The sequence below is a fragment of the Pedococcus aerophilus genome (genome assembly GCF_039532215.1).
GTDB lineage: Bacteria > Actinomycetota > Actinomycetes > Actinomycetales > Dermatophilaceae > Pedococcus > Pedococcus aerophilus.
In genome coordinates this window covers 138,069-165,046 of record NZ_BAAARN010000005.1, presented here as the reverse complement: position 1 = coordinate 165,046, position 26,978 = coordinate 138,069, and the positions used below count along the sequence as shown (strand labels likewise).

Annotated in this window: 25 protein-coding genes; 16 read left to right on the top strand and 9 right to left on the bottom strand. The window is 71.2% G+C overall.

The window, feature by feature from the left end:
* Positions 1-9: 9 nt before the first annotated feature.
* Together ABD286_RS17375 and ABD286_RS17370 are read left to right on the top strand one after the other, a co-directional pair.
* On the top strand, positions 10-1,980 hold the full coding sequence (locus ABD286_RS17375) for a type II secretion system F family protein (RefSeq protein WP_344195801.1): 1,971 nt from the start codon (positions 10-12) through the stop codon (positions 1,978-1,980).
* A gap of 1 nt (position 1,981) precedes the next feature.
* Positions 1,982-2,908, top strand: a complete 927-nt coding sequence (locus ABD286_RS17370) for a type II secretion system F family protein (RefSeq protein WP_344195799.1) — start codon at positions 1,982-1,984, stop codon at positions 2,906-2,908.
* Between the two features lie 107 nt (positions 2,909-3,015).
* Here ABD286_RS17370 and ABD286_RS17365 read toward each other — a convergent pair whose 3' ends face one another.
* Together ABD286_RS17365 and ABD286_RS17360 are read right to left on the bottom strand one after the other, a co-directional pair.
* Positions 3,016-3,666: a response regulator transcription factor gene (locus ABD286_RS17365; protein WP_344195797.1), complete on the bottom strand. Its 651-nt coding sequence runs from the start codon at positions 3,664-3,666 to the stop codon at positions 3,016-3,018.
* Positions 3,663-5,282 carry a sensor histidine kinase gene (locus ABD286_RS17360; protein ID WP_344195795.1) on the bottom strand — a complete coding sequence of 540 codons (1,620 nt, stop codon included), beginning with the start codon at positions 5,280-5,282 and terminating at the stop codon, positions 3,663-3,665. The genes ABD286_RS17365 and ABD286_RS17360 overlap by 4 nt, the downstream gene beginning before the upstream one ends.
* A 127-nt stretch (positions 5,283-5,409) precedes the next feature.
* Between ABD286_RS17360 and ABD286_RS17355 the strand changes: the two genes are divergently transcribed.
* The 7 genes from ABD286_RS17355 (at position 5,410) to secA (ending at position 14,122) form a co-directional block, all read left to right on the top strand.
* Positions 5,410-6,204, top strand: coding sequence for a ComF family protein (locus ABD286_RS17355; RefSeq protein WP_344195793.1), 795 nt, complete (start codon positions 5,410-5,412; stop codon positions 6,202-6,204).
* 324 nt (positions 6,205-6,528) lie between these two features.
* On the top strand, positions 6,529-7,197 hold the full coding sequence (gene hpf / locus ABD286_RS17350) for a ribosome hibernation-promoting factor, HPF/YfiA family (protein WP_344195791.1): 669 nt from the start codon (positions 6,529-6,531) through the stop codon (positions 7,195-7,197).
* Positions 7,198-7,279: 82 nt separating this feature from the next.
* Positions 7,280-7,993 (top strand): response regulator, encoded by a 714-nt coding sequence (locus tag ABD286_RS17345; protein WP_425565417.1) that lies wholly within the window; start codon positions 7,280-7,282, stop codon positions 7,991-7,993.
* Between the two features lie 28 nt (positions 7,994-8,021).
* On the top strand, positions 8,022-9,227 hold the full coding sequence (locus tag ABD286_RS17340; RefSeq protein WP_344195787.1) for a winged helix-turn-helix domain-containing protein: 1,206 nt from the start codon (positions 8,022-8,024) through the stop codon (positions 9,225-9,227).
* A gap of 74 nt (positions 9,228-9,301) precedes the next feature.
* Positions 9,302-10,654: an MFS transporter gene (locus ABD286_RS17335; RefSeq protein ID WP_344195785.1), complete on the top strand. Its 1,353-nt coding sequence runs from the start codon at positions 9,302-9,304 to the stop codon at positions 10,652-10,654.
* An 18-nt stretch (positions 10,655-10,672) separates the two neighbouring features.
* Positions 10,673-10,960, top strand: a complete 288-nt coding sequence (locus tag ABD286_RS17330) for a GNAT family N-acetyltransferase (RefSeq protein ID WP_344195783.1) — start codon at positions 10,673-10,675, stop codon at positions 10,958-10,960.
* A 189-nt stretch (positions 10,961-11,149) separates the two neighbouring features.
* Positions 11,150-14,122: a preprotein translocase subunit SecA gene (gene secA / locus ABD286_RS17325; protein WP_344195781.1), complete on the top strand. Its 2,973-nt coding sequence runs from the start codon at positions 11,150-11,152 to the stop codon at positions 14,120-14,122.
* A gap of 71 nt (positions 14,123-14,193) precedes the next feature.
* Here secA and ABD286_RS17320 read toward each other — a convergent pair whose 3' ends face one another.
* The gene (locus ABD286_RS17320) at positions 14,194-14,745 is read right to left on the bottom strand and encodes an Rv3235 family protein (protein WP_344195780.1); all 552 of its coding nucleotides are present in this window, start codon (positions 14,743-14,745) and stop codon (positions 14,194-14,196) included.
* The gene (locus ABD286_RS17315) at positions 14,742-15,626 is read right to left on the bottom strand and encodes a LysM peptidoglycan-binding domain-containing protein (RefSeq protein WP_344195778.1); all 885 of its coding nucleotides are present in this window, start codon (positions 15,624-15,626) and stop codon (positions 14,742-14,744) included. The genes ABD286_RS17320 and ABD286_RS17315 overlap by 4 nt, the downstream gene beginning before the upstream one ends.
* 263 nt (positions 15,627-15,889) lie before the next feature.
* Here ABD286_RS17315 and ABD286_RS17310 point away from each other — a divergent pair, with 263 nt between their 5' ends.
* Complete coding sequence (locus ABD286_RS17310) at positions 15,890-16,432, top strand: hypothetical protein (RefSeq protein ID WP_344195776.1); 543 nt, start codon at positions 15,890-15,892, stop codon at positions 16,430-16,432.
* Between the two features lie 199 nt (positions 16,433-16,631).
* On the opposite strand, the gene ABD286_RS17305 is transcribed toward ABD286_RS17310, so the two are convergent.
* Complete coding sequence (locus ABD286_RS17305) at positions 16,632-16,856, bottom strand: helix-turn-helix domain-containing protein (protein WP_056916936.1); 225 nt, start codon at positions 16,854-16,856, stop codon at positions 16,632-16,634.
* 262 nt (positions 16,857-17,118) lie between these two features.
* On the opposite strand from ABD286_RS17305, the gene ABD286_RS17300 reads away from it, so the two are divergent.
* Positions 17,119-17,787, top strand: a complete 669-nt coding sequence (locus ABD286_RS17300) for a CpaB family protein (RefSeq protein ID WP_344195773.1) — start codon at positions 17,119-17,121, stop codon at positions 17,785-17,787.
* A complete protein-coding gene (locus tag ABD286_RS17295) occupies positions 17,784-19,052 on the top strand; it encodes a CpaE/TadZ family protein (protein ID WP_344195771.1) in 1,269 nt (422 codons plus the stop codon). Before ABD286_RS17300 ends, ABD286_RS17295 begins: the two co-directional genes overlap by 4 nt.
* Positions 19,053-19,097: 45 nt before the next feature.
* On the opposite strand, the gene ABD286_RS17290 is transcribed toward ABD286_RS17295, so the two are convergent.
* A complete protein-coding gene (locus ABD286_RS17290; RefSeq protein ID WP_344195769.1) occupies positions 19,098-20,417 on the bottom strand; it encodes a hypothetical protein in 1,320 nt (439 codons plus the stop codon).
* A complete protein-coding gene (locus ABD286_RS17285) occupies positions 20,414-20,905 on the bottom strand; it encodes a cupredoxin domain-containing protein (RefSeq protein ID WP_344195767.1) in 492 nt (163 codons plus the stop codon). Before ABD286_RS17285 ends, ABD286_RS17290 begins: the two co-directional genes overlap by 4 nt.
* A 40-nt stretch (positions 20,906-20,945) precedes the next feature.
* Between ABD286_RS17285 and ABD286_RS17280 the strand changes: the two genes are divergently transcribed.
* The 3 genes from ABD286_RS17280 to ABD286_RS17270 are packed head-to-tail and all read left to right on the top strand — an operon-like array spanning position 20,946 to position 23,799.
* On the top strand, positions 20,946-22,370 hold the full coding sequence (locus ABD286_RS17280) for a WS/DGAT/MGAT family O-acyltransferase (RefSeq protein WP_344195765.1): 1,425 nt from the start codon (positions 20,946-20,948) through the stop codon (positions 22,368-22,370).
* Positions 22,367-23,383 carry a patatin-like phospholipase family protein gene (locus ABD286_RS17275; protein WP_344195763.1) on the top strand — a complete coding sequence of 339 codons (1,017 nt, stop codon included), beginning with the start codon at positions 22,367-22,369 and terminating at the stop codon, positions 23,381-23,383. The genes ABD286_RS17280 and ABD286_RS17275 overlap by 4 nt, the downstream gene beginning before the upstream one ends.
* Entirely contained in the window at positions 23,380-23,799 is a 420-nt protein-coding gene (locus tag ABD286_RS17270; protein WP_344195761.1) for a DUF6912 family protein, read from the top strand. Before ABD286_RS17275 ends, ABD286_RS17270 begins: the two co-directional genes overlap by 4 nt.
* 28 nt (positions 23,800-23,827) lie before the next feature.
* Here the strand turns inward: ABD286_RS17270 and ABD286_RS17265 are convergent, their stop codons facing one another.
* Positions 23,828-24,649 (bottom strand): alpha/beta fold hydrolase, encoded by an 822-nt coding sequence (locus ABD286_RS17265; RefSeq protein WP_344195759.1) that lies wholly within the window; start codon positions 24,647-24,649, stop codon positions 23,828-23,830.
* A 71-nt stretch (positions 24,650-24,720) separates the two neighbouring features.
* On the opposite strand from ABD286_RS17265, the gene pruA reads away from it, so the two are divergent.
* Positions 24,721-26,349, top strand: coding sequence for an L-glutamate gamma-semialdehyde dehydrogenase (gene pruA, locus ABD286_RS17260; RefSeq protein ID WP_344195758.1), 1,629 nt, complete (start codon positions 24,721-24,723; stop codon positions 26,347-26,349).
* An 84-nt stretch (positions 26,350-26,433) separates the two neighbouring features.
* Here pruA and ABD286_RS17255 read toward each other — a convergent pair whose 3' ends face one another.
* Positions 26,434-26,925 (bottom strand): DUF2505 domain-containing protein, encoded by a 492-nt coding sequence (locus ABD286_RS17255; protein WP_344195756.1) that lies wholly within the window; start codon positions 26,923-26,925, stop codon positions 26,434-26,436.
* Between the last annotated feature and the right edge of the window lie 53 nt (positions 26,926-26,978).

The window sequence follows — 26,978 nt, the reverse complement described above, 5'->3', positions numbered from 1 at the left end:
CTCCTTCGTGTGCCCCGCAGGTGGGGTGCCGTCGTGGCCCTCGCCTCGGCCGCGCTGTTCGCCGGGATGTCCACCGCCTCGGCCGCACCGGCCCCCGTCGTGAACATCACCGGCATCGAGGCGAAGAACGGCAACCTCATCGGCCTCATCTCTGCCGCGGGCGGAGCGAACATCGACCCCGGCCTCAGCATCACCGTGTCGGGGAAGAACTACCCGGTGGACGCCATCACCTCCGGCCAGGGCACGCCCGTGGCCCGGTCGGCGATGCTCGTGGTCGACACGAGTGGCTCCATGGGTGAGGCCGGTATGGCGACGGTCCGCACCGCGGTCGCCGCCTTCCTCAAGAGCGTGCCCGACGACGTCCGCGTCGGACTGGTCGCCTTCTCGGGCAAGGCCGTCGTGAAGCTCGCACCCACCGCGGACCAGGGCAAGGTCCAGTCCGCGGTGAACGACCTCGAGTCCGACGGCGAGACCGCGCTCTACGACGGCGTCACCCTCGCCGTGAAGACGCTGGGTACCAAGGGGGAGCGCAGCATCCTGCTGCTGTCCGACGGTGGTGACACCGCCAGCAAGGCCAGCCAGGCCCAGGCCACTGCGGCCCTGAAGACCAACGGAGTCCGCGCCGAGGCCGTGTCGTTCAAGTCGACCGAGGGCAACGTCTCGGTGCTCAAGGGGTTCGCGACGGCAGGTGGGGGATCGGTCGTCTCGGCCGCCAACGCCGGCGCCGTCGCCAGCGCCTTCACCACGGCTGCCAAGACCCTCGCCTCACAGCTCACCTTCTCGCTCCCGCTCCCGCCCGGTGTGACCGCGGTCCAGAACATCAAGGTCTCCGGCGTCGCCGGCGGCAAGGACTTCAGCACCACCGCCCTCGTGGACTTCGGTGAGGGGGTCGCCGTCAAGGCGACGTCGACCGCCGCGTCGACCGTGCCGATCGTGGGCCCCACCGAGAACGTCATCGAGGCGTCCAAGCCCGGTGGAACCCTCCCGGTCGTCAACGTCTCCCCGATGCTCGGACTCGCCCTCGGTGCGGTGTTCCTCGGCCTGGTCGGTGCGGGAATCGCGCTCTCGAGCGGGTCGATGAAGTCGGGCCGACAGACCCGAGTCGACAGCATCGACCAGTACGTCGCCCCCGGTGCGCCGGTCAAGGGCAAGAAGCAGCGTCAGACTGCGGTGTCCGAGAGCCTGGTGTTCCTCGGCGACCGGATGATGGAGGGGCGAGAGTCCACCAGCAAGACGATGGCGCTCATCGAGCGTGCTGACCTCCCGCTGCGTCCCGGCGAGTGGTGGGTCCTGCGGATCGTCGCGTTGGCGGTGGGCATGGCCGTCTCGCTGCTCGTCTTCAACGGTGGCCTGATCATGACGGCTGTCGCCCTGGTCCTGGGCTTCATCTTCGGCTGGGTCATGCCCGCAGTCGTCCTGCGGTTCCTCGCCAAGCGCCGGGCGAAGAAGTTCGACCACATGCTCCCCGACGTCCTCACCCTCATCGCCAGCAGCCTGTCGACCGGGTTCTCCCTCCCGCAGGCGCTCGATGCCGTGGCCAAGGACGCTGCCGAACCCGCTGCCAAGGAGTTCTCCCGGGCGCTGGCGGAGACGCGCATCGGTGCCGACATCGCGGAGTCCCTCGAGCGGCTGTCCGACCGGATGGACAGCGGCAACATGCGCTGGACCGCGATGGCCATCCGCATCCAGCGTGAGGTCGGTGGCAACCTCGCCGAGACCATGCGGACCACCGCCAAGACCCTGCGTGAGCGGGAGGAGCTGACCCGACACGTCCGGGCGCTCTCGGCCGAGGGCCGGCTCTCCGCCTACATCCTCATCGCCCTCCCGATCGGCATCTTCCTGTTCACCATGAAGAGCAACCGCGAGTACGTCGAGCTCTTGTGGACCAGGCCCCTGGGTCTGGTCATGCTGGCCGTCGGGATCGTCTCGCTCGGCATCGGGATGTTCTGGATGAACAAGCTCGTGGATGTGAAGGTCTGACATGGGATCCCTGTTGCTGATCGTCGGGCTCGTCGCCATCGGCGGCGCCCTAGCCACCATCGTGATCGCCGTGGCGTCCGGAGCGGGGGAGACCACCGGCGTGGCTCGCTCGCTCGAGATCATCGAGAAGACGATCGACAAGCGCGAGGTGAGCAAGTCCGACCTCCCGCTGATGGACCGCATCGTCCTCCCGGCGCTGGCCAAGACGCGGTCGCTGGCCGCGAAGCTGTCCCCGAACGGGACGCAGGAAGGCCTGGGCCGACGACTCGACCTCGCCGGCAACCCCGGCACCTGGACGGCCGAGCGGATCATGGGCGCCAAGGGCGCCGGGTTGCTGGTCCTCGCGCTGATCGGACTCGTCCTCGGCGGGTTCAGCCTGCGCGGCCTGCTCTTCGCGACGATCGGTGCAGCCCTCGGGTTCTTCCTCCCGGACCTGCTGCTCATGAATGCCGGACAGAAGCGCCAGGAGGAGCTGAGGCTCGGCCTGGCCGACGCCCTCGACATGCTCACCGTGTGTGTCGAGGCCGGCCAGGGATTCGACGCAGCCCTCATGCAGGTGGCCAAGGCGACCACCGGGCCGATCGCCGGCGAGTTCGCCCGCGTGCTGTCCGAGATCCAGATCGGCAAGTCGCGCGGCGAAGCCTTTAGCTCGCTGGCCCGACGCACCACGGTCGCCGAGGCCAAGACCTTCGTCAGCGCGCTCGTCCAGGCCGATCGCCTGGGTCTGCCCATCGGTGCGGTGCTGCGCGAGCAGTCCAACCAGATGCGCCTCGTCCGTCGTCAGCGGGCCGAGGAGAAGGCCCAGAAGGTCCCGGTCAAGATCCTCTTCCCGATGCTGCTGTTCATCTTCCCGGCGCTGTTCATCGTCATCATCGGTCCCGGCGCCATCCGTATCGTCGACACCTTCAGCAGTGGCGGCGGTTTCTGAGCCCCGAGCTCACACCGAACACGCAGAAGCGGCCAGAACCCGGAGGGGCTGGCCGCTTCTGCGCGTGTGGGTGAGCGACGTCGGTGACAGCCGCGTGAGGCAACCCGTCAGCGGCGGGTCTGCCCGACCGACTCGGCACGCACCAGGCCCAGACGCAGGGCGGACATCACGGCCGACGCGCGGTTGTGGGCGCCGAGCTTCTCGTACACCTTGGAGACGTGGGTCTTGACGGTCGACTCGCTCATGTAGAGGCGCTTGGCCACCGCGGCGATCGAGTCGCCTGCCACGAGCCGGTCGAGCACCTCGGCCTCACGCGGCGTGAGCTTGGGCTTGTCGCTGGAGTCCCGGCGACGCAGCGCCTCGGCGAGGCCGGTGGCCATGAACGCGTCCGGGGCGACCGCCGCACGACGGACGGCCGCGATGACCTCGTCGGAGGGTGCCGACTTGAGGACGAGCGCCGACGCACCGAGGTCGAGGGCCTCGAGCAGGGTCTCGTCGTCGTTGTGCATCGTCAGGACGACGATGCCGAGCCGGGGAGAGGCCTCGCGCGCCGCCCGAGCCAGCACGAGGCCGGACCCGTCCGGCATGGAGACGTCCACGACCAGGACGTGGATGAGGCTCTGCGCCAGCACGGTGCGGCCCTCGGCGATGCCGCCAGCCTGACCCACGACCGCAAGGTCGGGCTCGCTGTCGATCATGCGGCACACGGCCTCGCGGACAAGGGTGTGATCGTCGATCACGACGACGTTGATGGTCATGACGGCTGGGGGATCCTTTCGTTGGAAAGCGTGGCCGACGGCGAGGCGCCGCGGGCTCGCATGCGCATGCGTATGGCGACGCCGTCGCCCGCATACGGCTCGACGACGATCTCGCCCCCGAGTGAGGTGAGGGGGTGCTCGCTGAAGTCACGGATGCCCAGCGAGCTCGTGCCGTTGTGGGCGACCCACAGCTCCACCCGCGGCGCCGCGACGTTGAGGCGGACCTCGACGGTGTCGGCGTTGAGGGAGTGCCGCGCATCGGCCAGCACCTGCAGGAACAGGCGGTAGATGAGCACCTCGGTGTGCGCAGGAAGGCGGAAGCCGTTCTCGCTGAGGTGCATTCGGGTGGTGACGCCCGACGTGGAGCCGAAGTTCTGCAGGCGTGCACCGATCAGGGCGCCGAGGCCCGTGTCGGGTCGCACGGCGATCCGCAGGTCGGCGATGTGCAGGCGCAGGTCGGCCAGGACGCGCGAGACCTCCACACGGAGCCCGTCGAGGTCGTCGGCGAGAGGAGACTCGGTGTTGCGAGCCGTGCGTCGCAGCGAGTCGATGCCGAAGGCCAGCGCGACCATCTCCTGCGCGATGCCGTCGTGCATCTCGCGAGCGAGGCGCTCGCGCTCCTCGAGGCCCGCGCGCTCGCGCAGCCCGGCGAAGAGCACCGACAGGTCGATGTTGGCCGCGTGGCGCGAGGCGACCTCGCCGGCGGCGACCAGGTCCTCCTCGGTGAACGGCGTCACCAGCGGGCGGTCGGCCACGAGGAGACCGAGACGGTCGCCGTTGTTGTCGTTGAGCGGCACCACGATCACCGATCGCGCGACCAGGTCGTCGGCCCACTCGGACAGCGTGGGGACACCCTCGCGCCACGTCCGGGCCAGGACCGAGCTCGCCTCCATGGGGTCCGGCCACGGGGTGCGGTCGGCGCCGCGGATGGCGAGCGGCACGGCCGGGTCGTCGCCATAGCCCACGAGGATGGCGCTGCGGGCGGCCCGCATCTGGGTGGCCAAGTCCTGCAGGGCCATCTCTGCGGAGGCGGGGGCGTCGAAGCCGGTGTCGAGGGTCTCGGCGAGCTCGTGCAGGCGGCGCAGCAGCAGGCCGGCCTCGGCCGCGATGTTGGGGTCGACGACGGCCTCGTCCTCCTCCACCTGCATCCGGTGGGACCAGGCGCCCAGCAGGCCGAAGACGAGGGCGAAGACGGAGGCGAGCAGGATGCGCTGCACCTCGCCCTCCGAGTACTCCTTGGTGACGACGAGGGTGCCGCCCCCGGTGAGCAGGCCCACGACGAAGACCATCAGGGCGCCGCGTCGGGCGAAGCGCGCTCCTGCGTGGTAGGCCGGGATGAGGATGAGCACCTTGGACCACGGTCCGGCGTACCCCATCGCGATGCCTGCGGCTGCGGCACTGGCGCCGAAGAGGACCATGAGCTGGACCCGGCCGATGGCCCGTCCGCTGGAGCTGAGGTACTCGAACCCCGAGGCCGCGAGGTCCAAGGTGATGACAAGCAGGATCCACGGCAGGCCCGTGAGGAGGGCGTCGTCGAGCGTGGCGAAGAGCACGGCGAGCATGGCCAGGGCGAGGCGCAGCCTCGTGCCGACCGACAGCACCGATGCCCACTGCATCCTCGGCCTCCCGCCTCGTACTGGACCTGTGGCGATTTGTCCACAGGTTGCTCCTCAGACTAGACCGCTCCACAGCGTTAGGTGGGCTGAACGAGCACGAACACACCGAGTCGGCACCCTCAGGGGCATGTTCGACGCACCTGCACCCCTCGTGGCGTTCCTGTCGCTCGCCATCCCACAGGCCTGTGCGGTGTGCCGTGCCGACGGGCCGGGACTGTGCGGCGCCTGTCGGGTGGCTGTCGCGGAGAGCCTCTGGGTGGGTGGGCCGAGGCGCTCGCGACCCGACCCCGAGCCTCGGGACCTGCCACCGGTCCACACCACGGCACGGTTCGAAGGGGCGCTCGCGCGGCTGGTGACCGCATACAAGGACGACGGTCGCCGCGACGGCGGTCGGTTCCTCGCAGCCCTGCTCGCCCAGGCCGTCGAGGCATCCCTCGTGGGCGACCGCCGCATCCGCGAGGCCCTGGGTTCAAACGGGGTGTCCGGCGGGGTGTCCAGCAGGCCGCCCGTGCTGGTCGTCCCGGTCCCGTCGTCGGCGGCCTCACGGAGGCGGCGGGGCGACGCTCCGCTGGTCCGGCTCGCGACGCTCGCGGTGCGCGGGTTCGGTCCCGGCGAGGTCGTGGTGGCGGACGCGTTGCGGGTGCGACGCCGCGTCGCGGACCAGGCCGGGCTGGGGGCGATCGGGCGACACCTCAACGTCGAGCACTCCATGGAGGTCCGACCCCGGTGGGCCGCCGACGTGGGCCGCTGCGCGTGCGTCGTCGTCGACGACGTGCTCACCACCGGGGCGACGTTGGGAGAGGCTGCCAGGGCGTTGCGGGCGTCCGGGACGCCGGTGGTGGTGGGGGCAGCGATCTGCGCGACCCAGCGTCGCGGCGGCAGGTCACGACCGGCCTCGCGGGCTCCCGGAGGTGCTCCGTGAACGGTCCGGGAGTTCCGCTGTCGCAAAGGTCGGTGGTGGACTACCGTCGGTACATGGCCCCCCTGGCCCCCGTGCAGCACACGAGAACTGGGCGCCGCGGACACGGTCCGTCGGGCGCCCTGGCGCAGGGAGCGGAGCCGGACGCACGGCTGACCAGCACCACGGTCGAGCCCCTCGGAGCGCCTTCGCGGCGCGCCCTCAGCACCCCCGCACGGGTGTGCTCGTCCTCGTCGTCCCCGCCTTCGCAGGTCGGGCGGTGGTGCCGCGGTTGATCGGGGCTGTCGCGCCCGACTCTCACCTTCCACCACACTTATGGAGGACACCGTGGAGATCGTCGTCACCGGACGCCACATGCAGGTCTCGGACCGATTTCGTGACCACCTCGACGAGAAGCTGACCAAGATCGAGCAGCTCGCCCCGCGCGTGCAGCGCGTCGACGTCGTCGTCAGTCACGAACCCAACAAGCGGCAGGCCAAGTCCTGCGAGCGGGTCGAGATCACCTGTCACGTGAAGGGCCCCATCGTGCGGGCCGAAGCCTGTCTCGACGACAAGTACGCGGCGCTCGACGTGGCGATGGACAAGCTGATGGAGCGATTGCGGCGGGCCCACGACCGCAAGCGGGTGCACCGGGGCAGGCACGCCCCGGAGTCGGTCTCGGCCGCGACGGCCCGGATCCAGGAGCCCGCGGCCCCGGCGACCGAGGACCACGCGCACACCGAGGAGGAGGGCGACCGGTTCGGGACGCAGGGCAACAGCCCCGTCGAGATCCGGGAGAAGATCCACGCGACCGTGCCGATGCCGCTGGACCAGGCGGTGGCCGAGATGGAGCTCGTCGGTCACGACTTCTACCTCTACCACGACGAGGAAACCGACCAGCCGAGCGTGGTCTACCGCCGCCGCGGCTGGTCCTACGGCGTGATCCACCTCGACGTCGGTGCACCGGCTGCCACCAACGGCAGCGACGCACCGCGACCGGTCCAGAAGGTCTCCTGACCACCAAGATCTGAGTGCCGCCGACGGCGCCGGACGACCCGGACTCCCGGGTTGCTCGGCGCCGTCGGCGTGTCGTGCAAGGATGTGGCCCGTGAGCAGCGGTTTCGACGACGAGGCACCCGTGGTGCGCGACCCCATCAGGGTCGTCATCGCCGACGACCACGTCCTCTACCGGCGGGGGCTCCAGATGGTCGTGTCGCAGGACGACGACATCCTCATCGTCGGCGAGGCCGGCGACGGCAAGGAGGCGGTGGACCGCACCGTCGAGCTTCTGCCCGACGTCGTCCTCATGGACGTGCGCATGCCGCACACCTCGGGCATCGAGGCCTGCAAGACGATCAAGGCGCTCGTTCCCTCGACCAAGATCATCATGCTGACGATGTCCGACGAGGAGTCCGACCTCTACGAGGCGGTCAAGGCGGGCGCCAACGGCTACCTCCTCAAGGACGTGCCGGGCGAGGAGATCGCCGACGGAGTGCGCGCGGTGCACCACGGCGACTCGCTCATCTCGCCGTCGATGGCCTCCAAGCTGCTCGCCGAGTTCGCGCAGATGAGTCGCCGTCAGGGCGAGCGACCCAGCGCCGTCGGTGCGCCCCGGCTGACCGACCGCGAGCTCGAGGTCCTTCGCCTCGTCGCCCGCGGCCTGGCCAACAAGGAGATCGCGCACCAGCTCTTCATCTCCGAGAACACCGTGAAGAACCACGTCCGCAACATCCTCGAGAAGCTCCAGCTGCACTCGCGCATGGAAGCCGCGATGTATGCCGTGCGGGAGAACCTGCTCGAACCCGGCGAGTGAGCTCGGGGCCTCTCACCGTGCTGGCCGCATGACGCTGCCCGAACCCGTCCGGCTCAGCCGGAGCCAGGCGCGGCGGATCGCGCTGGCAGCACAGGGGTTCCTCGACCCGCGTCCCGCCCCCGGCACCGCCACGATGCGCCACCTGCAACGTGTGGTCGACCGGGTCCAGATCGTCCAGATCGACAGCGTCAACGTCGTGACGCGCAGCCAGTACCTCCCGTTCTTCTCCCGGCTCGGCGACTACGACACCACCCTGCTCGACCGGGCTCGCGACCGGGCGCCGCGCCGCCTGGTCGAGTACTGGGCCCACGAGGCGAGCCTCGTCCCGCCCTCGACGTGGCCACTGCTCGACTTCCGTATGCAGCGTGCCCACGCCGATGCCTGGGGCGGCATGCAGCGGGTCGCCCGGGAGCACCCCGGGCTCGTCGCCGCGGTCAAGGCCGAGGTCGTCGCCGGGGGACCGCTCACCTCCCGCCAGGTGGAGGCCGCCCTCGAGCACGACCTCCCCCGGGGTCGTGAGCACTGGGGCTGGAACTGGTCGCTGGTCAAGAGCGCCCTCGAGCACCTGTTCTGGGCAGGGGAGATCACCTCGGCCGGGCGGACGTCGCAGTTCGAGCGTCGCTACGCCTCGCTCGAGCGGGTGCTGCCCCGCGAGGTGGCCACGGTTGCCGTGGACCCCGTTCGGCGACCTCCCCACGACCAGGCCTTCCGCGAGCTGATGATGATCGCTGCGCGAGCCCACGGGGTCGGCACCGAACAGTGCCTGCGCGACTACTTCCGGCTCAAGCCCGAGCAGGCCCGCCCGGCCCTGGCCTCGCTCGTGGCCGAGGGGCAGCTCGTGCCCGCGACGATCGAGGGGTGGAGGCGTCCCGCCTACCTGCACCCCGAGGCGCGACGACCTCGACGCGTGCAGGCGCAGGCCCTGCTCAGCCCGTTCGACTCGTTGATCTGGCAGCGCGACCGCACGGCGGCACTCTTCGGCTTCGACTACCGGCTCGAGATCTACGTGCCGGCGCCCGAGCGCGTGCACGGCTACTACGTGCTGCCGTTCCTGTTCGGCGACGAGCTCGTCGCCCGCTGCGACCTCAAGGCGGACCGCGCGGCCGGGGTGCTCCGGGTCCAGTCGCTGCACTGGGAACCGGGGGCGCCGAGCGAGGCCCGTCCGGCCCTCGCCGAGGAGCTCTCGCTGATGGCGCGGTGGCTCGGCCTCGGCGAGGTCGTGGGTGCCGGCTGAGCCCTGGCGGGATCCGGGTGGCTGTTGACGAGATCGTGCTGTTCGTCGCGAGGGCTGGCACTTAGTCTGCGTGGGTGACGATTCCTGCCACGGACCGGACGCCGGCCCCGACCCGCACGCCGCGCATCCACCGGGCGTGGTGGGTCACCGCGGTGGTCCTGGCCGCGCTCGTGTCGGCGGCGGGCTTCCGCTCCTCGACCGGCGCGCTGCTCGAACCCCTGGAGTCCGAGTTCGGCTGGTCCCGGGCGACGACCTCGGGTGCCGTGACGGCCAACCTCGTCATCTACGGCCTCACCGCACCGTTCGCCGCCGCCCTGATGGAACGCTTCGGCATCCGCCGGGTCGTGGCCCTGGCACTGCTCCTCGTCGCTGCCGGCAGCGGGCTCACCGTGGTGATGACCTCGCCGTGGCAGCTGTGGCTGCTCTGGGGCGTCGCGGTCGGTGTCGGGACGGGGGCGATGGCCCTCGTCCTCGGTTCCGTCGTCGCCAACCGCTGGTTCGTCGAGTCCCGCCGTGGCCTCGTCACCGGCGTCTTCTCCGCCGCCGGCGCCGCGGGGCAGTTCGTCTTCCTCCCCGGCATCGCAGCGCTCGCCGCCGGTCCCGGCTGGCGCTGGGCGGCTCTCGTCGTGTCCGTGGCCGCCGTCCTCCTCGTGCCCCTGGTGCTGCTGGTCGTGCGCGACCGCCCGGTCGACCTGGGCCTGCGTCCGTATGGCGCCGCGCCCGGTGAGGCGCTCGACGAGGCGCCCACGCGCCATACGGGGACGCATGCGGGGCCGGCCACGCTCGCGGTGCGCACGCTCCGGGAGAGCGTGCGGTCGCGGACGTTCTGGATCTTGTTCGGGACGTTCTGGATCTGCGGCTGGTCGACGAACGGGCTGATCGGCACGCACTTCATCCCCGCCGCCCACGACCACGGGATGCCGCAGACGACGGCAGCCGGCCTGCTCGCGCTCGTCGGGGTCTTCGACCTCGTCGGCACCATCGCCTCGGGCTGGTTGACCGACCGGGTCGACCCGCGGTTCCTGCTGTTCGGGTACTACGGGCTGCGCGGGCTCTCCCTGCTGTTCGTGCCCGCGCTGCTGGGTCCGGACATCGCACCGAGCCTGTTCGTGTTCATCGTCTTCTACGGCCTCGACTGGGTCGCGACCGTCCCGCCGACGATCGCGTTGTGCCGCAGGCACTTCGGCGTGCAGCGGTCGAGCATGGTGTTCGGCTGGGTGTTCGCGGCGCACATGGTCGGTGCGGGCGTCGCCGCCTCCTACGCCGGGTGGGTGCGGCAGAGCACGGGCGACTACTACACCGCGTGGCTCACGGCCGGTGGCCTCTGCCTCTTCGCGGCGATGGCCTGCCTGGCGATCTCGAGGTCCCCCGAGCGCGGTCCGTGGAACGCCGAGGGCGAGCAGGCCGAGGTCGCCAGCGTCGCGTGAGCGTGCTTGGGTGGCGTCATGGCAGACGTCGTGGTCACCCACCACCCCGAGAAGAGCCGGTACGAGGCGCACGTCGACGGCGCGCTCGCCGGCTTCGCGGCATACCGGATCGCCCACGGGCACCAGGTCTTCACCCACACCGAGGTCGACGACGCCTTCGAGGGCCAAGGTGTCGGCGGGGCCCTCGCCCGCGGCGCCCTGGACGACGTGCGGGCCCGCGGTGAGCACGACGTCGTGGCGACCTGCCCGTTCATCGCCGCATGGATCGAGCGCCACCCCGACTACCAGGACCTCGTGGCCCCCTGACGAGGATCCCGCGACGGGTGGAACCGCCGCGACACCCGGCGCGTTCGGCGACCGGGGAGCATTCCCCGTGCCGCGGGTCCACGGACGCGCATCGACTCGACTAGCCTAGGTCGGGCCGTTGCCACCCGGATGACGACGGCTGCGATCGTCCCTGCACAGCAGGAGATCAGAAACTTCAGGAGATATTGCGTGTCCAAGATCGTCGAACGACTGTTGCGCGCCGGTGAAGGCCGCATCGTCAAGAAGCTGCACGGCATCGCCGCCCAGGTGAACTCCATCGAGGAGGACCTCACCAAGCTCAGCGACGCCGAGCTCCGTGGTGAGACCGATGTGTTCCGCAAGCGACTCGCGGACGGCGAGACGCTCGACGACATCCTCCCCGAGGCCTTCGCCGCGGTCCGCGAAGCGTCCCGTCGCACGCTCGGCAAGCGCCACTTCGACGTCCAGATCATGGGTGGTGCCGCGCTGCACCTGGGCAACGTCGCCGAGATGAAGACCGGTGAGGGCAAGACCCTCGTCGCGACCCTGCCGTCCTACCTCAACGCCCTCGAGGGCAAGGGCGTGCACGTCATCACGGTCAACGACTACCTCGCCGAGTACCAGTCCGAGCTCATGGGCCGCGTGCACCGCATGCTCGGCCTCGAGACCGGCGTGATCCTCGCGTCGATGACGCCGGCCGAGCGCCGCGTCGAGTACGCCAAGGACATCACGTACGGCACCAACAACGAGTTCGGCTTCGACTACCTGCGCGACAACATGGCGTGGTCCATGGACGAGCTCGTGCAGCGCGGCCACAACTTCGCGATCGTCGACGAGGTCGACTCCATCCTCATCGACGAGGCGCGCACGCCGCTCATCATCAGCGGTCCGGCCGACGCCGCCACCAAGTGGTACACCGAGTTCTCCAAGATCGCCCAGCGCCTGACCCGCGGCGAGCTGGAGTCCGGCGAGGGCGACTACGAGGTCGACGAGAAGAAGAAGACCGTCGGCGTGCTCGAGGCCGGCATCGCCAAGGTCGAGGACTACCTCGGCATCGACAACCTCTACGAGTCCGTCAACACCCCGCTCATCGGCTACCTCAACAACGCCATCAAGGCGAAGGAGCTGTTCAAGCGGGACAAGGACTACGTCAACCTCAACGGCGAGATCCTCATCGTCGACGAGCACACCGGCCGCATGCTCGCCGGGCGTCGCTACAACGAGGGGATGCACCAGGCGATCGAGGCGAAGGAGGGCGTCGAGATCCAGAACGAGAACCAGACGCTGGCCACGATCACCCTGCAGAACTACTTCCGCATGTACGACAAGCTCTCCGGCATGACGGGTACGGCCCAGACCGAGGCCGCCGAGCTCAACTCGATCTACAAGCTGGGCGTCGTGCCGATCCCGACGAACCGCCCCATGGTCCGCAAGGACCAGGCCGACCTCGTCTACCGCACGGAGGAGGCCAAGTACAACGCCGTCGTCGACGACCTCGTCGAGCGCTACGAGCAGGGCCAGCCGGTCCTCGTCGGCACCGTCTCGGTCGAGAAGAGCGAGTACCTCTCCGACCAGCTGCGTCGCCGCGGGGTGCCGCACGAGGTCCTCAACGCCAAGCAGCACGAGCGCGAGGCTGCGATCGTGGCCCAGGCCGGCCGCAAGGGCGCGGTGACCGTCGCCACCAACATGGCCGGTCGCGGAACCGACATCATGCTCGGGGGAAACCCCGAGTTCATGGCCGTCGCCACCCTCAAGCAGCAGGGCCTCGACCCGACCGAGACGCCCGAGGAGTACGAGGCCGCCTGGGAGGACGCGCTGGCCAAGGCCGAGGCCGCCGTCCAGGCCGAGCACGACGAGGTCACCGAGCTCGGTGGTCTCTACGTGCTGGGCACCGAGCGCCACGAGTCGCGCCGCATCGACAACCAGCTCCGTGGTCGCTCCGGCCGTCAGGGCGACCCGGGCGAGTCCCGGTTCTACCTGTCGCTCCAGGACGACCTGATGCGCCTGTTCAACGCCGCCATGGTGGACCGGTTCATGACGACGGCCAAGATGGACGACGAGGTGCCGATCGAGTCCAAGATGGTCAGCCGCTCGATCCAGAGCGCGCAGGGCCAGGTCGAGGGCCGCAACTTCGAGATCCGCAAGAACGTCCTCAAGTACGACGACGTCCTCAACCGCCAGCGCACGGTCATCTACGACGAGCGTCGACGCGTCCTCGAGGGCGAGGACCTGCACGAGCAGATCCGCCACTTCATCAACGACGTCGTCGGTGGGTACGTCGACGCCGAGACGGCCGAGGGCTTCTCGGACGACTGGGACCTCGACCGCCTGTGGACCGCCCTGAAGACGCTGTACCCGGTGTCGGTCACCCCCGACGAGGTGATCGAGGCCGCCGGTGGCCGCGGTGCGCTGAGCGCGGACTTCCTGCGCGAGCAGATCACCTCCGACGCCCACCACGCGTACGACCAGCGCGAGGAGCAGCTCGGCGAAGAGGTCATGCGCGAGGTCGAGCGGCGCGTCGTCCTGTCGGTCCTGGACCGCAAGTGGCGCGAGCACCTCTACGAGATGGACTACCTCCAGGAGGGCATCGGCCTGCGCGCCATGGCCCAGCGCGACCCGCTGGTCGAGTACCAGCGCGAGGGCTTCCAGCTGTTCGAGGCGATGAACGAGTCCATCAAGGAGGAGTCGGTCGGCTACCTGTTCAACGTTCAGGTCGACGTGGACCAGCCCGGGCAGCAGGCTCCTGCGGTCCAGCCGATGAGCGTCTCCGACATGCTCGGTGGGGCGAACCTCGCGGGTGACGACCACGCCGGTCACGACCACGCCGGTCACGACCACGCCGGTCACGACCATGACCACGACCACGCCGGTCACGACCACGCCGGTCACGACCAGGACGGTGTCGAGGCCGTGCCGGTCCCGGCCGCGGGAGCCGGTGACGCCTCCGACGAGCAGGGCACCGAGCGTGCGCCGGTGTCGTTCCGGGCCAAGGGCCTCGAGCAGCCCGTGCGGCGCACCCAGGACCTGCAGTACTCCGCGCCCACCGAGACCGGTGAGGTCGAGCAGCGTGGCGGGTCCGTCGACGACCAGCTCACGCCGGAGCAGCTCGCCGGCGCATCGAAGAACGGTCCGTGCCCCTGCGGCTCGGGCAAGAAGTTCAAGATGTGCCACGGCAAGGCCTGACCCGACCGCTCCACACCACGACGGCGCCGCCCACCCGCAGGGGAGGGCGGCGCTTCGTCGTCCCCGACTGCTCAGCCCACCTGGAGCGCCTCCACCCGCCAGCGTCCGTCGAGGCCCACCAGGCGCATCGCCAGCGCGCGGACCCGCCCGCCGTCGACGACCACCGCGCTCGCCTCGGCGACGCCGTCGGCCGGCTCGCACACGCGCAGGCTCCGCACGACGGTACGGCGCGTGGGCGGCATACCGCGTCGGGCCGAGACCGCGGCGCGACGGGCCACGACCGCGTAGACCTCTGGCGTGGTCCACCGCAGGAGCTGAGGTGCCGGACGGGCCCCGGCCATCACCTCCACGAGCGCCTGGGCGATGTGGGCGGCCCAGTCGCGCGGGTCGGGCAGGTCGTCGCGACGGGTGGGCTGCTCACCGAAGAGGTCCTCGTCGGAACGCAGCGAGAAGTCCACGGCGAGCGCGTCCTGGACGTACGGCGAGTCGGTGCGCTCGTCGACGGTCCAGTCGTCGTCGGCCTCGGCGATGACCGGCGGGCGGATGCGTGGTGCAGGCACGATCGTCAGCGGCCGCAGGGAGGTGCGGCTGGCGGCGTTGGCGGTCGCGACGGTGGCCCTCATCGCGCCGCCGCCGCGGTCGGGACCCGCAGGACCTGGCCGGGGAGCAACCGGTCGGGGTCGTCACCGATGACAGACCGGTTCGCGGCGTACCACCGGGGCCAGGCCTCGGTGATCTCGGTGTCGGTGGCCTCGGGGCCCAGGTGGGCGGCGGCCAGTCCCCAGAGGGTGTCGCCCCGGTGCACGACCACCTCGCCGTTCCCGGCCGGGACCGCGCCGGAGGTGACGAGCTCGGGGAACGCCGAGGGTCGTTGCACCGGCCGCGACGGGGTCCAGCCGGCGGGTGGGAGGTCGCCGGTCGGTGCGGCGGACGACAGGGAGGAGGCCGGTCCGGGCGCGGGATCCGCCGAGGCGGCGAACCCGGGGTCAGGGGGCACGGTGCGGAGTCCGGGCGCAGGTGTCGAGGCGGCGAACCCGGGGCCGCCGATCTCGTCGGCGGCGATCGTCAGTGGCGACGACGCGCCGAAGCCCGGCCCGGCGGCTGCGGCCGCGGCGACCGGTCCGTGCCGACCGGGCCCCGGGTCGTGGCCCATGTCGTCGGCAACGGCGGTGTTGGGCGCGATGCTGCTGCCGACGGCCGCCCCGACGAGCACGGCGGCGACGCGCCGGGTGAGCAGTGGTGCCCAGGCGTCGGCCAGTCGGCCGGCGGTCGTGCCGAGCCGCCCCGGCGCGTGGGCCAGGACGGCTGCCGTGCTGCTCAGCCCGAGCCACGCCCCGAGGAGCAGGGCGACTGCGGCCGCGACGGCGCCCACCACCTCGTCGAGCGACGCGGGGCCGGGGGCGAGCACGATCCGGCCCTGGGTGCACAGCGCGAGCGCGAGCAGCAGCTCGAGACCGAGCAGCGCCGCCGCGGTGACCGCGGCGGTGCCCCACACCCGGAACACGGCGCGCGCCTGCCGTCCGAGTGCCCGAGGTGCGAGTGCGCGCCGTGCGAAGGTGCGAGTCGCAAGTGCGTCGTGTCCGAGTGCCTGTTCTGCGCGAGCCCGACGGTCGCGGTGAGTGGGTCTCATTCCCATTCCCCCTTTGGATGCTATTTGCATTCGTTTGCTTCTTTTTGAACGTACTGGACGACCAGATCTGGGGCAAGGGTCGGGAGTCGCTAGGCTCCCGCCGGGGTCGCGTCCGCGGCGTCAGGGGAGGTGGGGGAATGCGGTGGGACGACCTGTTCGGCGACCTGGGGGCGCAGTGGGAGGCCGAGCAACGACGGGAGCTCGACTCGGAGGTGTCCGACCGCACCCGGCGCGAACGCGGGGCGCTGGGGCTGTACGAGCGACTGGCCGCAGCCGGGACGAGCCGGGTCGGGCTGACCCTGCGAACCGGCACGGTGCTCGGCGGACAGGTCGCGGACGTCGGTGACGGGTGGGTCCTGCTGGGCGTCCCCGGGGGTGCGGTCTCGCTCGTTCCCTTCGGAGGGGTCACGGCGGTGACCGGGCTGTCGGCCCGGGCCGCAGGGGAGCCGGCGGGCCGCCGATTCGGGCTCGGTTACGCGCTGCGTGGGCTGAGTCGGGACCGCAGCGTCGTGTCCGTCGTCGACGTCTCCGGGGCGCAGGCGACCGGGACGATCGATGCCGTCGGGCGTGACGTCCTCGAGCTCGCTGAGCACGATGCAGACCTCCCGCGCCGGCCGGAGAACGTCACCGGGCGCCGACTCGTGCCCTTCGACGCCCTCGTGGTGGTGCGCCCGGCCTGACTGCGTGGGCGCCGGCGGGCGCCGGCCGACGACGCTGACCCGACCGGTCGACCGCCCGGGGGAGTCGCAGGGAGCGGCAGGGTGCCACGAGGGCCGGCGGCGGGTCGAGACGCCAGGAAGGGCCCGGAGCGGGTGCTCCAGGCCCTTCCTCGGGGAACGTCGCGGGACCCCCACGGCCGGCGACGAAGATCGGTGGGTGCTACTCGGTGCCCTGCCCGAAGGGGTGGGCGGCGACGAACGTCTTGGTCTCGGAGTACATCCGCTGGATGTAGCTCTCGAGCTCGGCCACCTCGACGCGCCACTGGCCGCGGCCTCCGACCTTGATGGCCGGGAGCTCCCCGGAGCGGACCAGGGCGTAGGCCTGGGCCGAGGAGATGTCGAGGACCTCGGACACCTCCGACAACTGGATGAATCGCTTGGCCACGATGTGCCCGTCCCTTCTTTGCGATGGTCGGCCTTGACTGAATCTTGGCTTCTCTTGACTAAATTTTTACCATGATCGTGCGGCTGCGTCCGGTCGATCGCGAAATTGTCTCATCGTCAACCGTTTGGAGGAGTTGGCCTGCGTCGGTTGTGGATGATTTGCGGCGCTTTGTGGAGGGGGCGGGCGCACCCCCACCCCGGTGGGCCATGATGACTCCGCCGGAGGGGGAATCCTGCGAAACCATGCCAAGGGGGACAACGACGTGTCGGACCTTCCAGTGCCCAAGGCCACGCGATTGCAGCGGCCTGCGTGGCGTGACGCCCGGTTGCTCATCGGACTGGTCCTCGTGCTCGCCTCGGTTGCCGTCGGTTCGACGGTGGTCGCTGCGGCTGACGACCGCACGGCGATGTATGCCGCTCGCGAGGCCCTCGTGCCCGGCCAGCCTCTGACCGAGGACGACCTCGTCCGGGTGGACGTCCAGCTGGGTGCGCAGGGCGGGCGCTACATCGCTGCCGGTGCAGGACTCGCACCGGAGCGGTTCGTGCTGCGCGAGGTGGCGGCCGGCGAGCTGGTGCCCGCGGTGGCCGTGGGCGGACGCGAGCAGGTGTCGGTGCAGCCGCTGACGCTCTCGGTCGACGCCGGTAGCGTCGCCGCCCTCGCGGTGGGCAGCAGGGTGGACGTCTACGTCAACCCCGCGGACCCGGCGGCGACCGGCGCGGACGCCTTCACCGGTCCGGTTCTCGCCTTGGAAGGGGTCTCCGTCTCGGGTCTGCCCAAGCCGTCCGGGGGTCTGTCCGGTGGTGCCGGGGGAGACCGCCCCGTGCAGGTCATGGCTCCTCGCGAGCGGATCAAGGACATCATCGGCCAGGTCGACGACGGTGCCCGGGTCACCCTCGTGCCCGTGCCGGGCAGCAGCGGAGCAGATCGGTGAGCCGGGCGGTGGTCACCGCCCTCACCGGCGCGGGAGAGTCCGAGGTGGTGGCCACCCTGGCCGCCACCGCGGAGTATGCCGTCGCCCGCCGGTGCGCCGACCTCCCCGACCTGCTCGCGGCAGCAGCCGCAGGCCTCGGTGAGGTGGCCCTGGTGTCACCGGACCTGCGTTCGCTGGACCGCAGCGCGCTGCACGAGCTGACCACTCACGGCCTCGTCGTCGCCGGGGTCACCGAGCCCGGCGACGAGGTGGGGGAGCGCCGGCTGCGCCAGCTCGGGCTCACCGTCGTGGTGCGCACCGATGTCGCCGGCCACGACCTGGCCGACCTCCTCGACGACCTGCTGCTGAGGGCCGACAGCCCCGACGGCAGCGACGGCGCCGTCGGAGGTCTGCTCGCTCCCGACCCGCTCGAGGACCCCGACGGCGCGGACACGTCGGCCACGTCCCCCGGGCGGGTGCTGGCCGTGTGGGGCCCCACCGGTGGGCCGGGCCGCAGCACGGTGGCCCTGAACCTCGCCGCCGAGCTGGCGGTCCACGCACCCACGGTGCTGCTCGACTGCGACACCTACGGGTCGTCGGTCGCCCAGGCGCTCGGCCTCCTCGACGAGGCCCCCGGCATGGCGGCGGCGTGCCGGGCCGCCGACCAGGGGTCCCTGGACCTGCACGCCCTCGCCCGGCTCGCGCCCGAGGTGTCGCCGCACCTGCGGGTGCTCACCGGCGTCCCCCGGGCCGACCGGTGGACCGAGCTGCGCGCGGCCTCCGTGGAGCACGTCATCACCTTGGCCCGTCAGCTCGCGACGTTCGTGGTGGTCGACTGCGGGTTCTGCATCGAGGACGACGAGGAGCTGTCCTACGACACCCTGGCGCCCCGCCGCAACGCCCCGACCCTCGTGGCCCTCGAGTGCGCGGACGAGCTCGTCGTCGTCGGCGCCGGCGACCCCATCGGGCTGCAGCGGCTGGTGCGCGCCGTCCAGGACCTCGCGGCCGTGCCCAGCCCCACGCCGAGGGTCGTGGTCAACAAGGTGCGCGCGTCCGCCGTGGGGACGCGCCCGGAGCGGCGGATCGCCGAGGCCCTGGGCCGGTTCGCCGGCATGGACGAGCTCGCCTTCCTGCCCCACGACCAGACCACCGTGGACGGTGCGATGTTCGCCGGGAAGTCGCTGGCGGAGTTCGCCCCGGCCAGCGAGCTGCGTCGGGCCGTGGTCGCCCTCACCGAGCCGTATGTCGCCGTGCCACCTCAGCACCGACGTCGCCGCCGCCGGTAGCGCGGCTCAGGCGTCGACAGCGGGCTCACGCGCCCGGCAGCAGGCTCAGGAGCTGAACAGCAGGCTCAGGCCACCGACGGTGTAGACGACCATGACCGCGAGCAGGGGCAGCTGGCCGACGACCGCGGCGCGACGCGGGAACAGCGACACCGCCCGCTCGTGGGCCAGGACCACGCCGAGGACGTGGCCGGTGACGATGGACACGACCTGGACGCCGGCGACGAACCCCGGGGCGATGAGTGCCGACGGCGGCGTCAGGCCGGCCGTGCCGAGGAGGTCGGCACCGGTACCGAGCGGGTCGGACATCTTCACCAGCCCGTTGGCGCCTTCCCACACCCACAGCGACCAGTAGTGGGCGATGAGGTAGCCCGCGGCGATGGGGAGCAGGGACGAGGCGAAGGAGGTCGCCACCCCTCGCGCCGAGACGCCGGCGAGCCGCGCGGACAGGACGGCGGCGGCATACAGGGATCCGGCGACGACGAGGGAGAAGCCGACGAGCGCCGCGGTGCCCCACACCTCGGCGGGGACGTCGGAGGACTGGACGAAGGAGTACCAGCGGGTCTCCCCGGAGAAGCCGTCGTAGGCCGTGCTGCCGAGCATCACCGAGGCCACGGCCAGCAGGCCGGGCTGGGCCGGGACCTGCAGCGGACCGTGCAGCGGCGTGCGCAGCACCCAGCGGCCGTCGGTCCGGCGACCGAGCGGGCTGAGGGTGCCGTAGAGGGAGGACCAGGCGGTGAAGGGGTCGCCGGTGCGCAGGTACGCCGGGCCCCAGAGCAGGCTGAGCACGAGGCTGACGACGAGGTAACCCAGCACGGCGACGCGCAGGGTGAAGAGCTCGGCGTTGTCGGGGGCGACGAGCTCGAGCCAGGTGAAGGCGAGCAGGCCGACCGCGGCCGGCCAGTAGCCGAGGCGGTACTCGCTCAGGGTGAAGTCCTCCTCGATGCGGCCGAGGGCCAGCAGGCCGCGGCGGATCCAGCGCACCGGGTTGACCAGCCGCCAGTAGCCGCCGAACAGCATCGACGAGAACGCCAGTCCCACCCAGAGCCAGACGTAGACCACGCTGGGGACGGGGTTGTTGGCGTTGTCCCTGCCGAACAGCAGGGCAGCCAGGGTCCAGCCGGTGATGAGGAGCGAGAGGCCGACGAACAGGCCGCGCACGGGTGCGGAGTCCAGGGCGAGCGACACGGTGATCGGCAGGAGGCGGCCGTCCTCGCCCCGCAGGCGGGGCTGCTTCCAGAGCGCCCCCAGGGCGACGAACGACACGACCAGGGCCACGCCGGCGCCGATGAGCAGGAGGTTGAACGGCAGCGGCAGGTCTTCCCTGGAGCCCACGCCGTGGGCCGGGAGCAGGAGGGCGGGGGTCATCGGACGGCGATCTTCAGCAGCCGCAGCGGCGGCTCGTGCGTCTCGACCTCGTAGACGCCGGGCTCCTTGCCGGTCAGGGTGACGCTCGTGGGCTTGCCCGCCACGAGGGCTCCTTCGACCTCGAACCCGTGGACGTGCAGCTCGTCGTCGTGGTCGCTGGTGACGACGAGGGTGAGGGTCTCGCCGACCGCGAGGTCGACCGTCCGCGGGGCCGGGCTGACGTCCTTGCCGTCCACGGTGATCTCCAGGGTGCGGCCGGCAGGGGAGCTGGAGGACGACGAGCTCGACGAGGACGCGCTGCTCGACGGAGAGGTCGTCGTGGCGCTGGTGGAGCTGGTCGCGGTCACCGGCGTGGTGCTGGTCCGCCCCGACGCATCGTCCGCGGGGTCGCCACAGCCGGCCAGCACCCCCAGCGCGAGCAGGGCGACCGGCCCGGCAGCCAGTCGGGCGAAGTGGGCGGGCGGCACACGCGGCGTCATCTTCGTCACGAATGGAAGTCTAGGCAACGGGTTCTGCCACGATGTGGGGGTGCCGGACCGCCTGAACTCCCTCGATGCGTCCTTCCTCTACCTCGAGGAGGCGACCACGCCGATGCACGTGGGGTCGGTGATGGTCTTCGACCCCCCGAGCGACGGCTTCGACTACGACCGTCTGGTCCAGCTCATCTCGACGCGGATCGCGTTCGTGCCGCGCTACCGCCAGCGGGTCCGGCAGGTCCCCGGCCGGCTGGCCAACCCGGTCTGGGTCGACGACGAGAACTTCGACGTGACCTACCACGTGCGCCGCTCGGCCCTGCCGAAGCCGGGCACCGACGAGCAGCTCCAGGAGTTCGTGGCGCGTATCCAGCCCCGGGCCCTGGACCGCAAGCGTCCGCTCTGGGAGGTGTACCTCGTCGAAGGGCTCCAGCAGGGCCGGTTCGCCATCGTCACCAAGTCCCACCAGGCCCTCGTCGACGGCATCAACGCCGTGGACATCGCCCACGTCATCGTCGACGGCGACCCCGCGGCCGAGGGCCTGGTCACCGACACCTGGCGTCCGTCCCGCGAGCCGAGCGACGTCGAGCTGCTCACCGGCGCCCTGGTGGATGCGATCCGACGACCCAGCGAGGTCGTCGAGAACATCCGCGGCGGCATCGTCGACGTCAAGGCGGTCGGCACCCGCGCCCTGACGGCCGCCGGTGACGTCGTGTCGACGCTGGCCCGCACGGCTGCCCGCCCAGCGCCGCACTCGCCGCTCAACGCCCACGTCGGCGAGGCCCGCCGGTACGTCATGATCGGCACCGACCTCGAGGACTACCGCAAGGTCCGTAGCCGGCTGGCCCGCGGCAACTACGCCGACGACGTCTCGATCAACGACGTCGTGCTTGCGACGATCTCCGGGGCCTTCCGGACCTGGCTGCTCACCCGGGGCGAGGCCGTGCACTCCGGCACGACGGTGCGGGCCATGGTCCCGGTCAGCGTGTACGACGCGGAGGCCCGTCACGTCGGGAGCCGACTCACCGCCTGCTTCGTCGACCTGCCGGTGGGGGAGCCGGGTGCGTCGATGCGCCTGCACCAGATCGCGTTCGCGATGCGCCAGCAGATGGAGGGTGGGCAGGCCGTCGGTGCCGAGTCGCTCGCCGGGTTGGCCGGGTTCGCCCCGCCGACGCTGCACTCGCTCGGGGCGCGGCTGGGGTCGGCGGTGTCGCGGCGACTGTTCAACGTGGTCATCACCAACGTCCCCGGTCCCCAGCACACCCTGTACGCCGGCGACGCGAAGATGCTGTCGACCTACCCCGTGATGCCGCTGGCCCGGGGCCAGGCGCTGTCGATCGGGCTGACGTCCTACGACGGTGGGGTCTACTACGGGCTCAACGCCGACCGCGACTCGATGCCTGACATCGACGTCCTCGGGCAGAGCATCGTCGACTCCCTCGCCGAGCTCCTGGACAGCCACCGGACACCGCAGCGATGAGCCCGGCGCGTCCACCCGCCCCACGACGAGGTCTGGTCCTCGGTGGGGGCGGGGTGCTGGGCGCGGCCTGGATGGTGGGCGCCCTCAAGGCCCTCCAGGACGAGCTGGGCACCGACGTCCGGGAGTTCGACCAGTTCGTCGGCACGTCGGCCGGTTCGGTCCTCGCGGGCCTGCTGGGGGCGGGGGTCTCGGTCGAGGACCTGCTCACCCACCAGCTCGGGGGGACCCTCGCCGACGGTCCGCTCGCGGGGTACCTCTGGGACTACGACCGCGACACCGGTGGCGACCGCCCGGGACTGCCCAAGGTGGGCTTCGGATCGCGAGAGCTGTTGCGCCGCAACGCTCTTCACCTGCGCTCGCTGCCTCCCACCGCAGTGCTGTCGGCGATCCTGCCGGAGGGGCGCGGCAGCATCGAGGCGGTCGGCGCGCTCGTCTCGCACGTCGTGCCGACGGGTTGGGTGCAGCGTGCGGGAGTGACCGTGGTGGCCCTCGACTACGACACGGGGGAACGGGTGGCGTTCGGTCGTCCCGGCGTCGACCCGGTCGACCTGCCGTCCGCCGTGATGGCGTCCTGCGCGATCCCCGGCTGGTACCAGCCGGTCCGCATCGGCGCGCACCGCTACATCGACGGTGGCGCGTGGTCCTCGACCAACCTCGACCTGATGATCGGCCTCGGCCTCGACGAGGTGTACGTCCTGGCGCCACAGGTCAGCTTCGTCAAGGACGCCCCGACCCAGTGGCGGACCCGGGTGGAGCGCCAGTGGCGCAACCGCGTGACGCTGCGCGTCCTGCGCGAGCTGGGTCGTGTCCACGCCGACGGGGCCGAGGTGACCGTCCTCGGCCCGGGCGAGGAGGACCTCGAGGCATTCGGGTCCAACCTCATGGACGTCTCTCGACGCCCTAGGGTGATCGAGACCTCCCTGCGGACGTCGGCGGTCGCCCTGCACGACCCTGCGCCACTGCCCGACCGCTCCGCTTTCGAAGATGTTGGACCCAGCGAGGACGTGGGATGACCCAGACCCGGATCTACGTGCCCCTGGACGCCGACGGCGTCCGCCGACTTGCTGCCGACCGTGCGGTGGGCGACGTCCCCGTCGCGGCGTTCGCGGTCACCGAGCGGCTCGAGCGCATGCTCCCGTCGGGCGACGAGGAGGAGTGGGAGTATGCCGCGCTGACCGAGGCCTTCGACGTGGCCGACGAGCAGCGGGGCGCGCGTGACGCCAAGCGCGTCGTCCTCGCCGCGGACGTCGACCCGACGTGGGTGATGTCGCGGGCCGGGGACCAGCTGTCCGCCGTGCAGGTGTCGGAGCCGCTCCCGCTGTCACGGGTCGTGTCGTTCCACGTCGACGAGACGGCCGGCGACGACGGCATGGAGGACCTGCTCTGGTACGACGTCACCGAGCTCGACGAGGTGCTGCGCCTCCTCTGACGGCGTGGTCGCCCGTCGCTCTCCGCAGTCAGGCGTACTTTGCGAGGAAGGGGTCGACGAGGGCGTGGTAGGCGTCGGGCACGTCGCGGCGGATGCAGTGGCCTGAGTCCGGCACCACCCGGATGTCCACCTGCGGGTTGCCGATCCGTGCCGCCCTCTCGCGGACCTCGGGAGTCACGGGACCTCCGCGCTCGGCCAGCAGGACGAGCGTCGGCACGCGGATGGCTCCGACGATCTCGTCCCAGGGCTCCAGCAGGTTGGCGATGCCCAGGCCCAGGAAGTCGAGGTCCACCTGCGCCTTGGACTCCACCCAGGGAGCGAACTCGGACTCGGGCCAGGTCGGGTTGTCGGCCCTGCCCCTCTCGAGCTGACCGGAAGGGTCGTCGGCGACGGCCCGGCACTCCGCGATCCGCTCACGCACAACCTGACGGGGCTGCACGCGCAGCTCCGAGTCACGCCACGCAGGGTCTTCGAGCACCGCTGCCGACACGAGGTCAGGACGTCGCGCTGCGAGCGCCCCGGCGAGGCCGCCGCCCATGGAGTGACCCACGACGACGACCGGTGCGCCATGGGCGGCGACGACGGACGCGAGGGTCCGCTCCGCGGCGGCATACATCGCCTCAACGGGGTCCGTCGACGAGAGCTGCTGCGGCGTGAACCGCGGTGAGCGACCGTGCCCCAGCGCGTCGACGCCCAGCACCCGGTAGGTCGGGGACCAGCGGCGGACGGCGTCGGGCCAGCAGTCGGCCGAGTCCCCGAGGCCGTGCAGGAGCACGACCGTGGGAGTCCGGGGATCGACGGGTCCGGACCAGCGGAGGGCCAGGTCTGCGTGGTGAGCGCTGCTCGGCATACGTGACACCATAGGTGCGCCCTTTCAGCCGAACGACCACAGTCGAAGCAACCAGAGGAGCCCCGACCGCCATGGATGCCGTCACCCAGGTGCCCGTCCCCGTCAACGAGACCGTCCTCGACTACGCGCCCGGCAGCCCCGAGCGCGCGAAGCTCGAGCTCGCCCTCGCCGAGCTGGGCAGCACCAGCATCGACCTCCCGCACACCATCGCGGGCCAGCGGGTCGCCGGCACCGGCCGCAAGATCGAGGTGCGCCAGCCGCACGCGCGCCGCAAGGTCCTCGGCACCATGCGCAACGCCACCATCGGCGACGCCCAGTCGGCCGTCGAGGCTGCCAAGGCCGCGGCCCCGGGTTGGCGAGAGCTGTCCTTCGACGACCGGGCAGCGATCCTGCTCAAGGCCGCCGAGCTGCTCTCCGGACCGTGGCGGGCCCACCTCAACGCCGCGACGATGCTCGGCCAGTCCAAGACGGCCGTCCAGGCCGAGATCGACGCCGCGTGCGAGCTGATCGACTTCTGGCGCATCAACGTGCACTTCGCCCGCCAGATCCTCGAGCAGCAGCCGCCGCTCAACTCCAAGGGCATCTGGAACCGCACCGACCACCGCCCGCTCGAGGGCTTCGTCTACGCGATCACGCCGTTCAACTTCACCGCGATCGCCGGCAACCTCCCGACGGCCCCGGCGCTCATGGGCAACACCGTCGTCTGGAAGCCGAGCCCCACGCAGCAGTTCGCCGCGCACCTCACCATGGCGCTGCTCGAGGAGGCCGGCATGCCCCCTGGCGTCATCAACATGGTGACCGGTGACGGCCTCAACGTCTCCAAAGTCGCGCTGGCCGACCCCGACCTCGCGGGCATCCACTTCACCGGCTCGACCCCGACCTTCCAGCACCTGTGGCAGGAGGTCGGTGCCAACCTGCCGAAGTACCGCTCCTACCCGCGCCTGGTCGGCGAGACCGGTGGCAAGGACTTCATCCTCGCCCACCCGTCGGCCGACCCGGACGTGTTGCGCACGGCCATGATCCGCGGCGCGTTCGAGTTCCAGGGCCAGAAGTGCTCGGCCGCCTCGCGCGCCTACGTGCCGCGCTCGCTGTGGAAGAAGATCAAGGCCGACCTGGTCTCGATCACCGAGGGCCTGACCCAGGGCGACGTCACCGACCTGTCCAACTTCATGGGCGCGGTCATCGACGACCGCGCCTTCGGCAAGCACAAGGACGCGATCGACCGCGCCCACGCCAAGGCGGGGGTGGACGTCGTCGCCGGTGGCACCTACGACGACAGCGAGGGCTGGTTCGTCCGCCCGACCGTCCTCGAGATCGACGACCCGACCGACGAGTCGTTCCGCACCGAGTACTTCGGCCCGATACTGTCGGTCCACGTCTACCCGGACCGCCAGTACGACAAGGTCCTCGACCAGATGGAGTCGTTCGCGCCGTTCGGCCTCACCGGCTCGATCATCGCCCAGGACCGCATGGCCATCACCGACGCGACGAAGCGCCTGCGGTTCGCCGCCGGCAACTTCTACGTCAACGACAAGCCGACCGGTGCCGTCGTGGGCCAGCAGCCGTTCGGTGGTGGCCGCGCCTCGGGCACCAACGACAAGGCGGGCGCGGCGCAGAACCTCCTGCGCTGGACCAGCGCCCGCTCGATCAAGGAGACGTTCGACCCGCCGAAGTCGCACGCGTACCCGCACATGGGGTGACCTCGCTCCATACGTCGAAAGGCCCGGAACCGTTGTGGTTCCGGGCCTTTCGCGTATCCAGCGTGGCTGGGTGGGCAGCCTGCGTCAGCGGGCGAGCCACTCCTTGACGGTACTCGCCTCGATGGCGATGGCTTCTTCGATCGGCTTGGCCGCGGCCTTCTCGATCTTGCCGCCGATGAGCGGCACCTTGGCCTTGAGCTCGGCGTCGAGGTGCTCGATGCTGCCGGGACCCCCGGGGGCGAGGGCGAGCTTGCCGTTGAGGGCGACGGGGACACCGGCGACGGACATCTCGACGGTGCCGGTGCGGCTGCCGTCGGCGGAGGCTGCGCCCCAGGTCTGGGTCTCGACGACCTTGAGGGTCTCGCCGACCATGTTCTTGGCGAAGTCGGGCAGGTCGTCCGCGGGCAGGATGCGCTCGGTGGTGATGACCGCACCGCCACCGGACTCCTTGACCGAGGCGGTGTACTTGATCGCCGCGGTGGCCGCGCACTTGGCCTCCTGGAAGGCCTGGTCGGTGAGGACCGCGAAGACCTCCTCGGGGGTGGCGGCGTACTCCATCGTCGTGGCGATCTTCATGCGTCTCTCCTCTGGGGGCGCGGGGGACGGACGTCCCGTGCAGGATCGCGCCA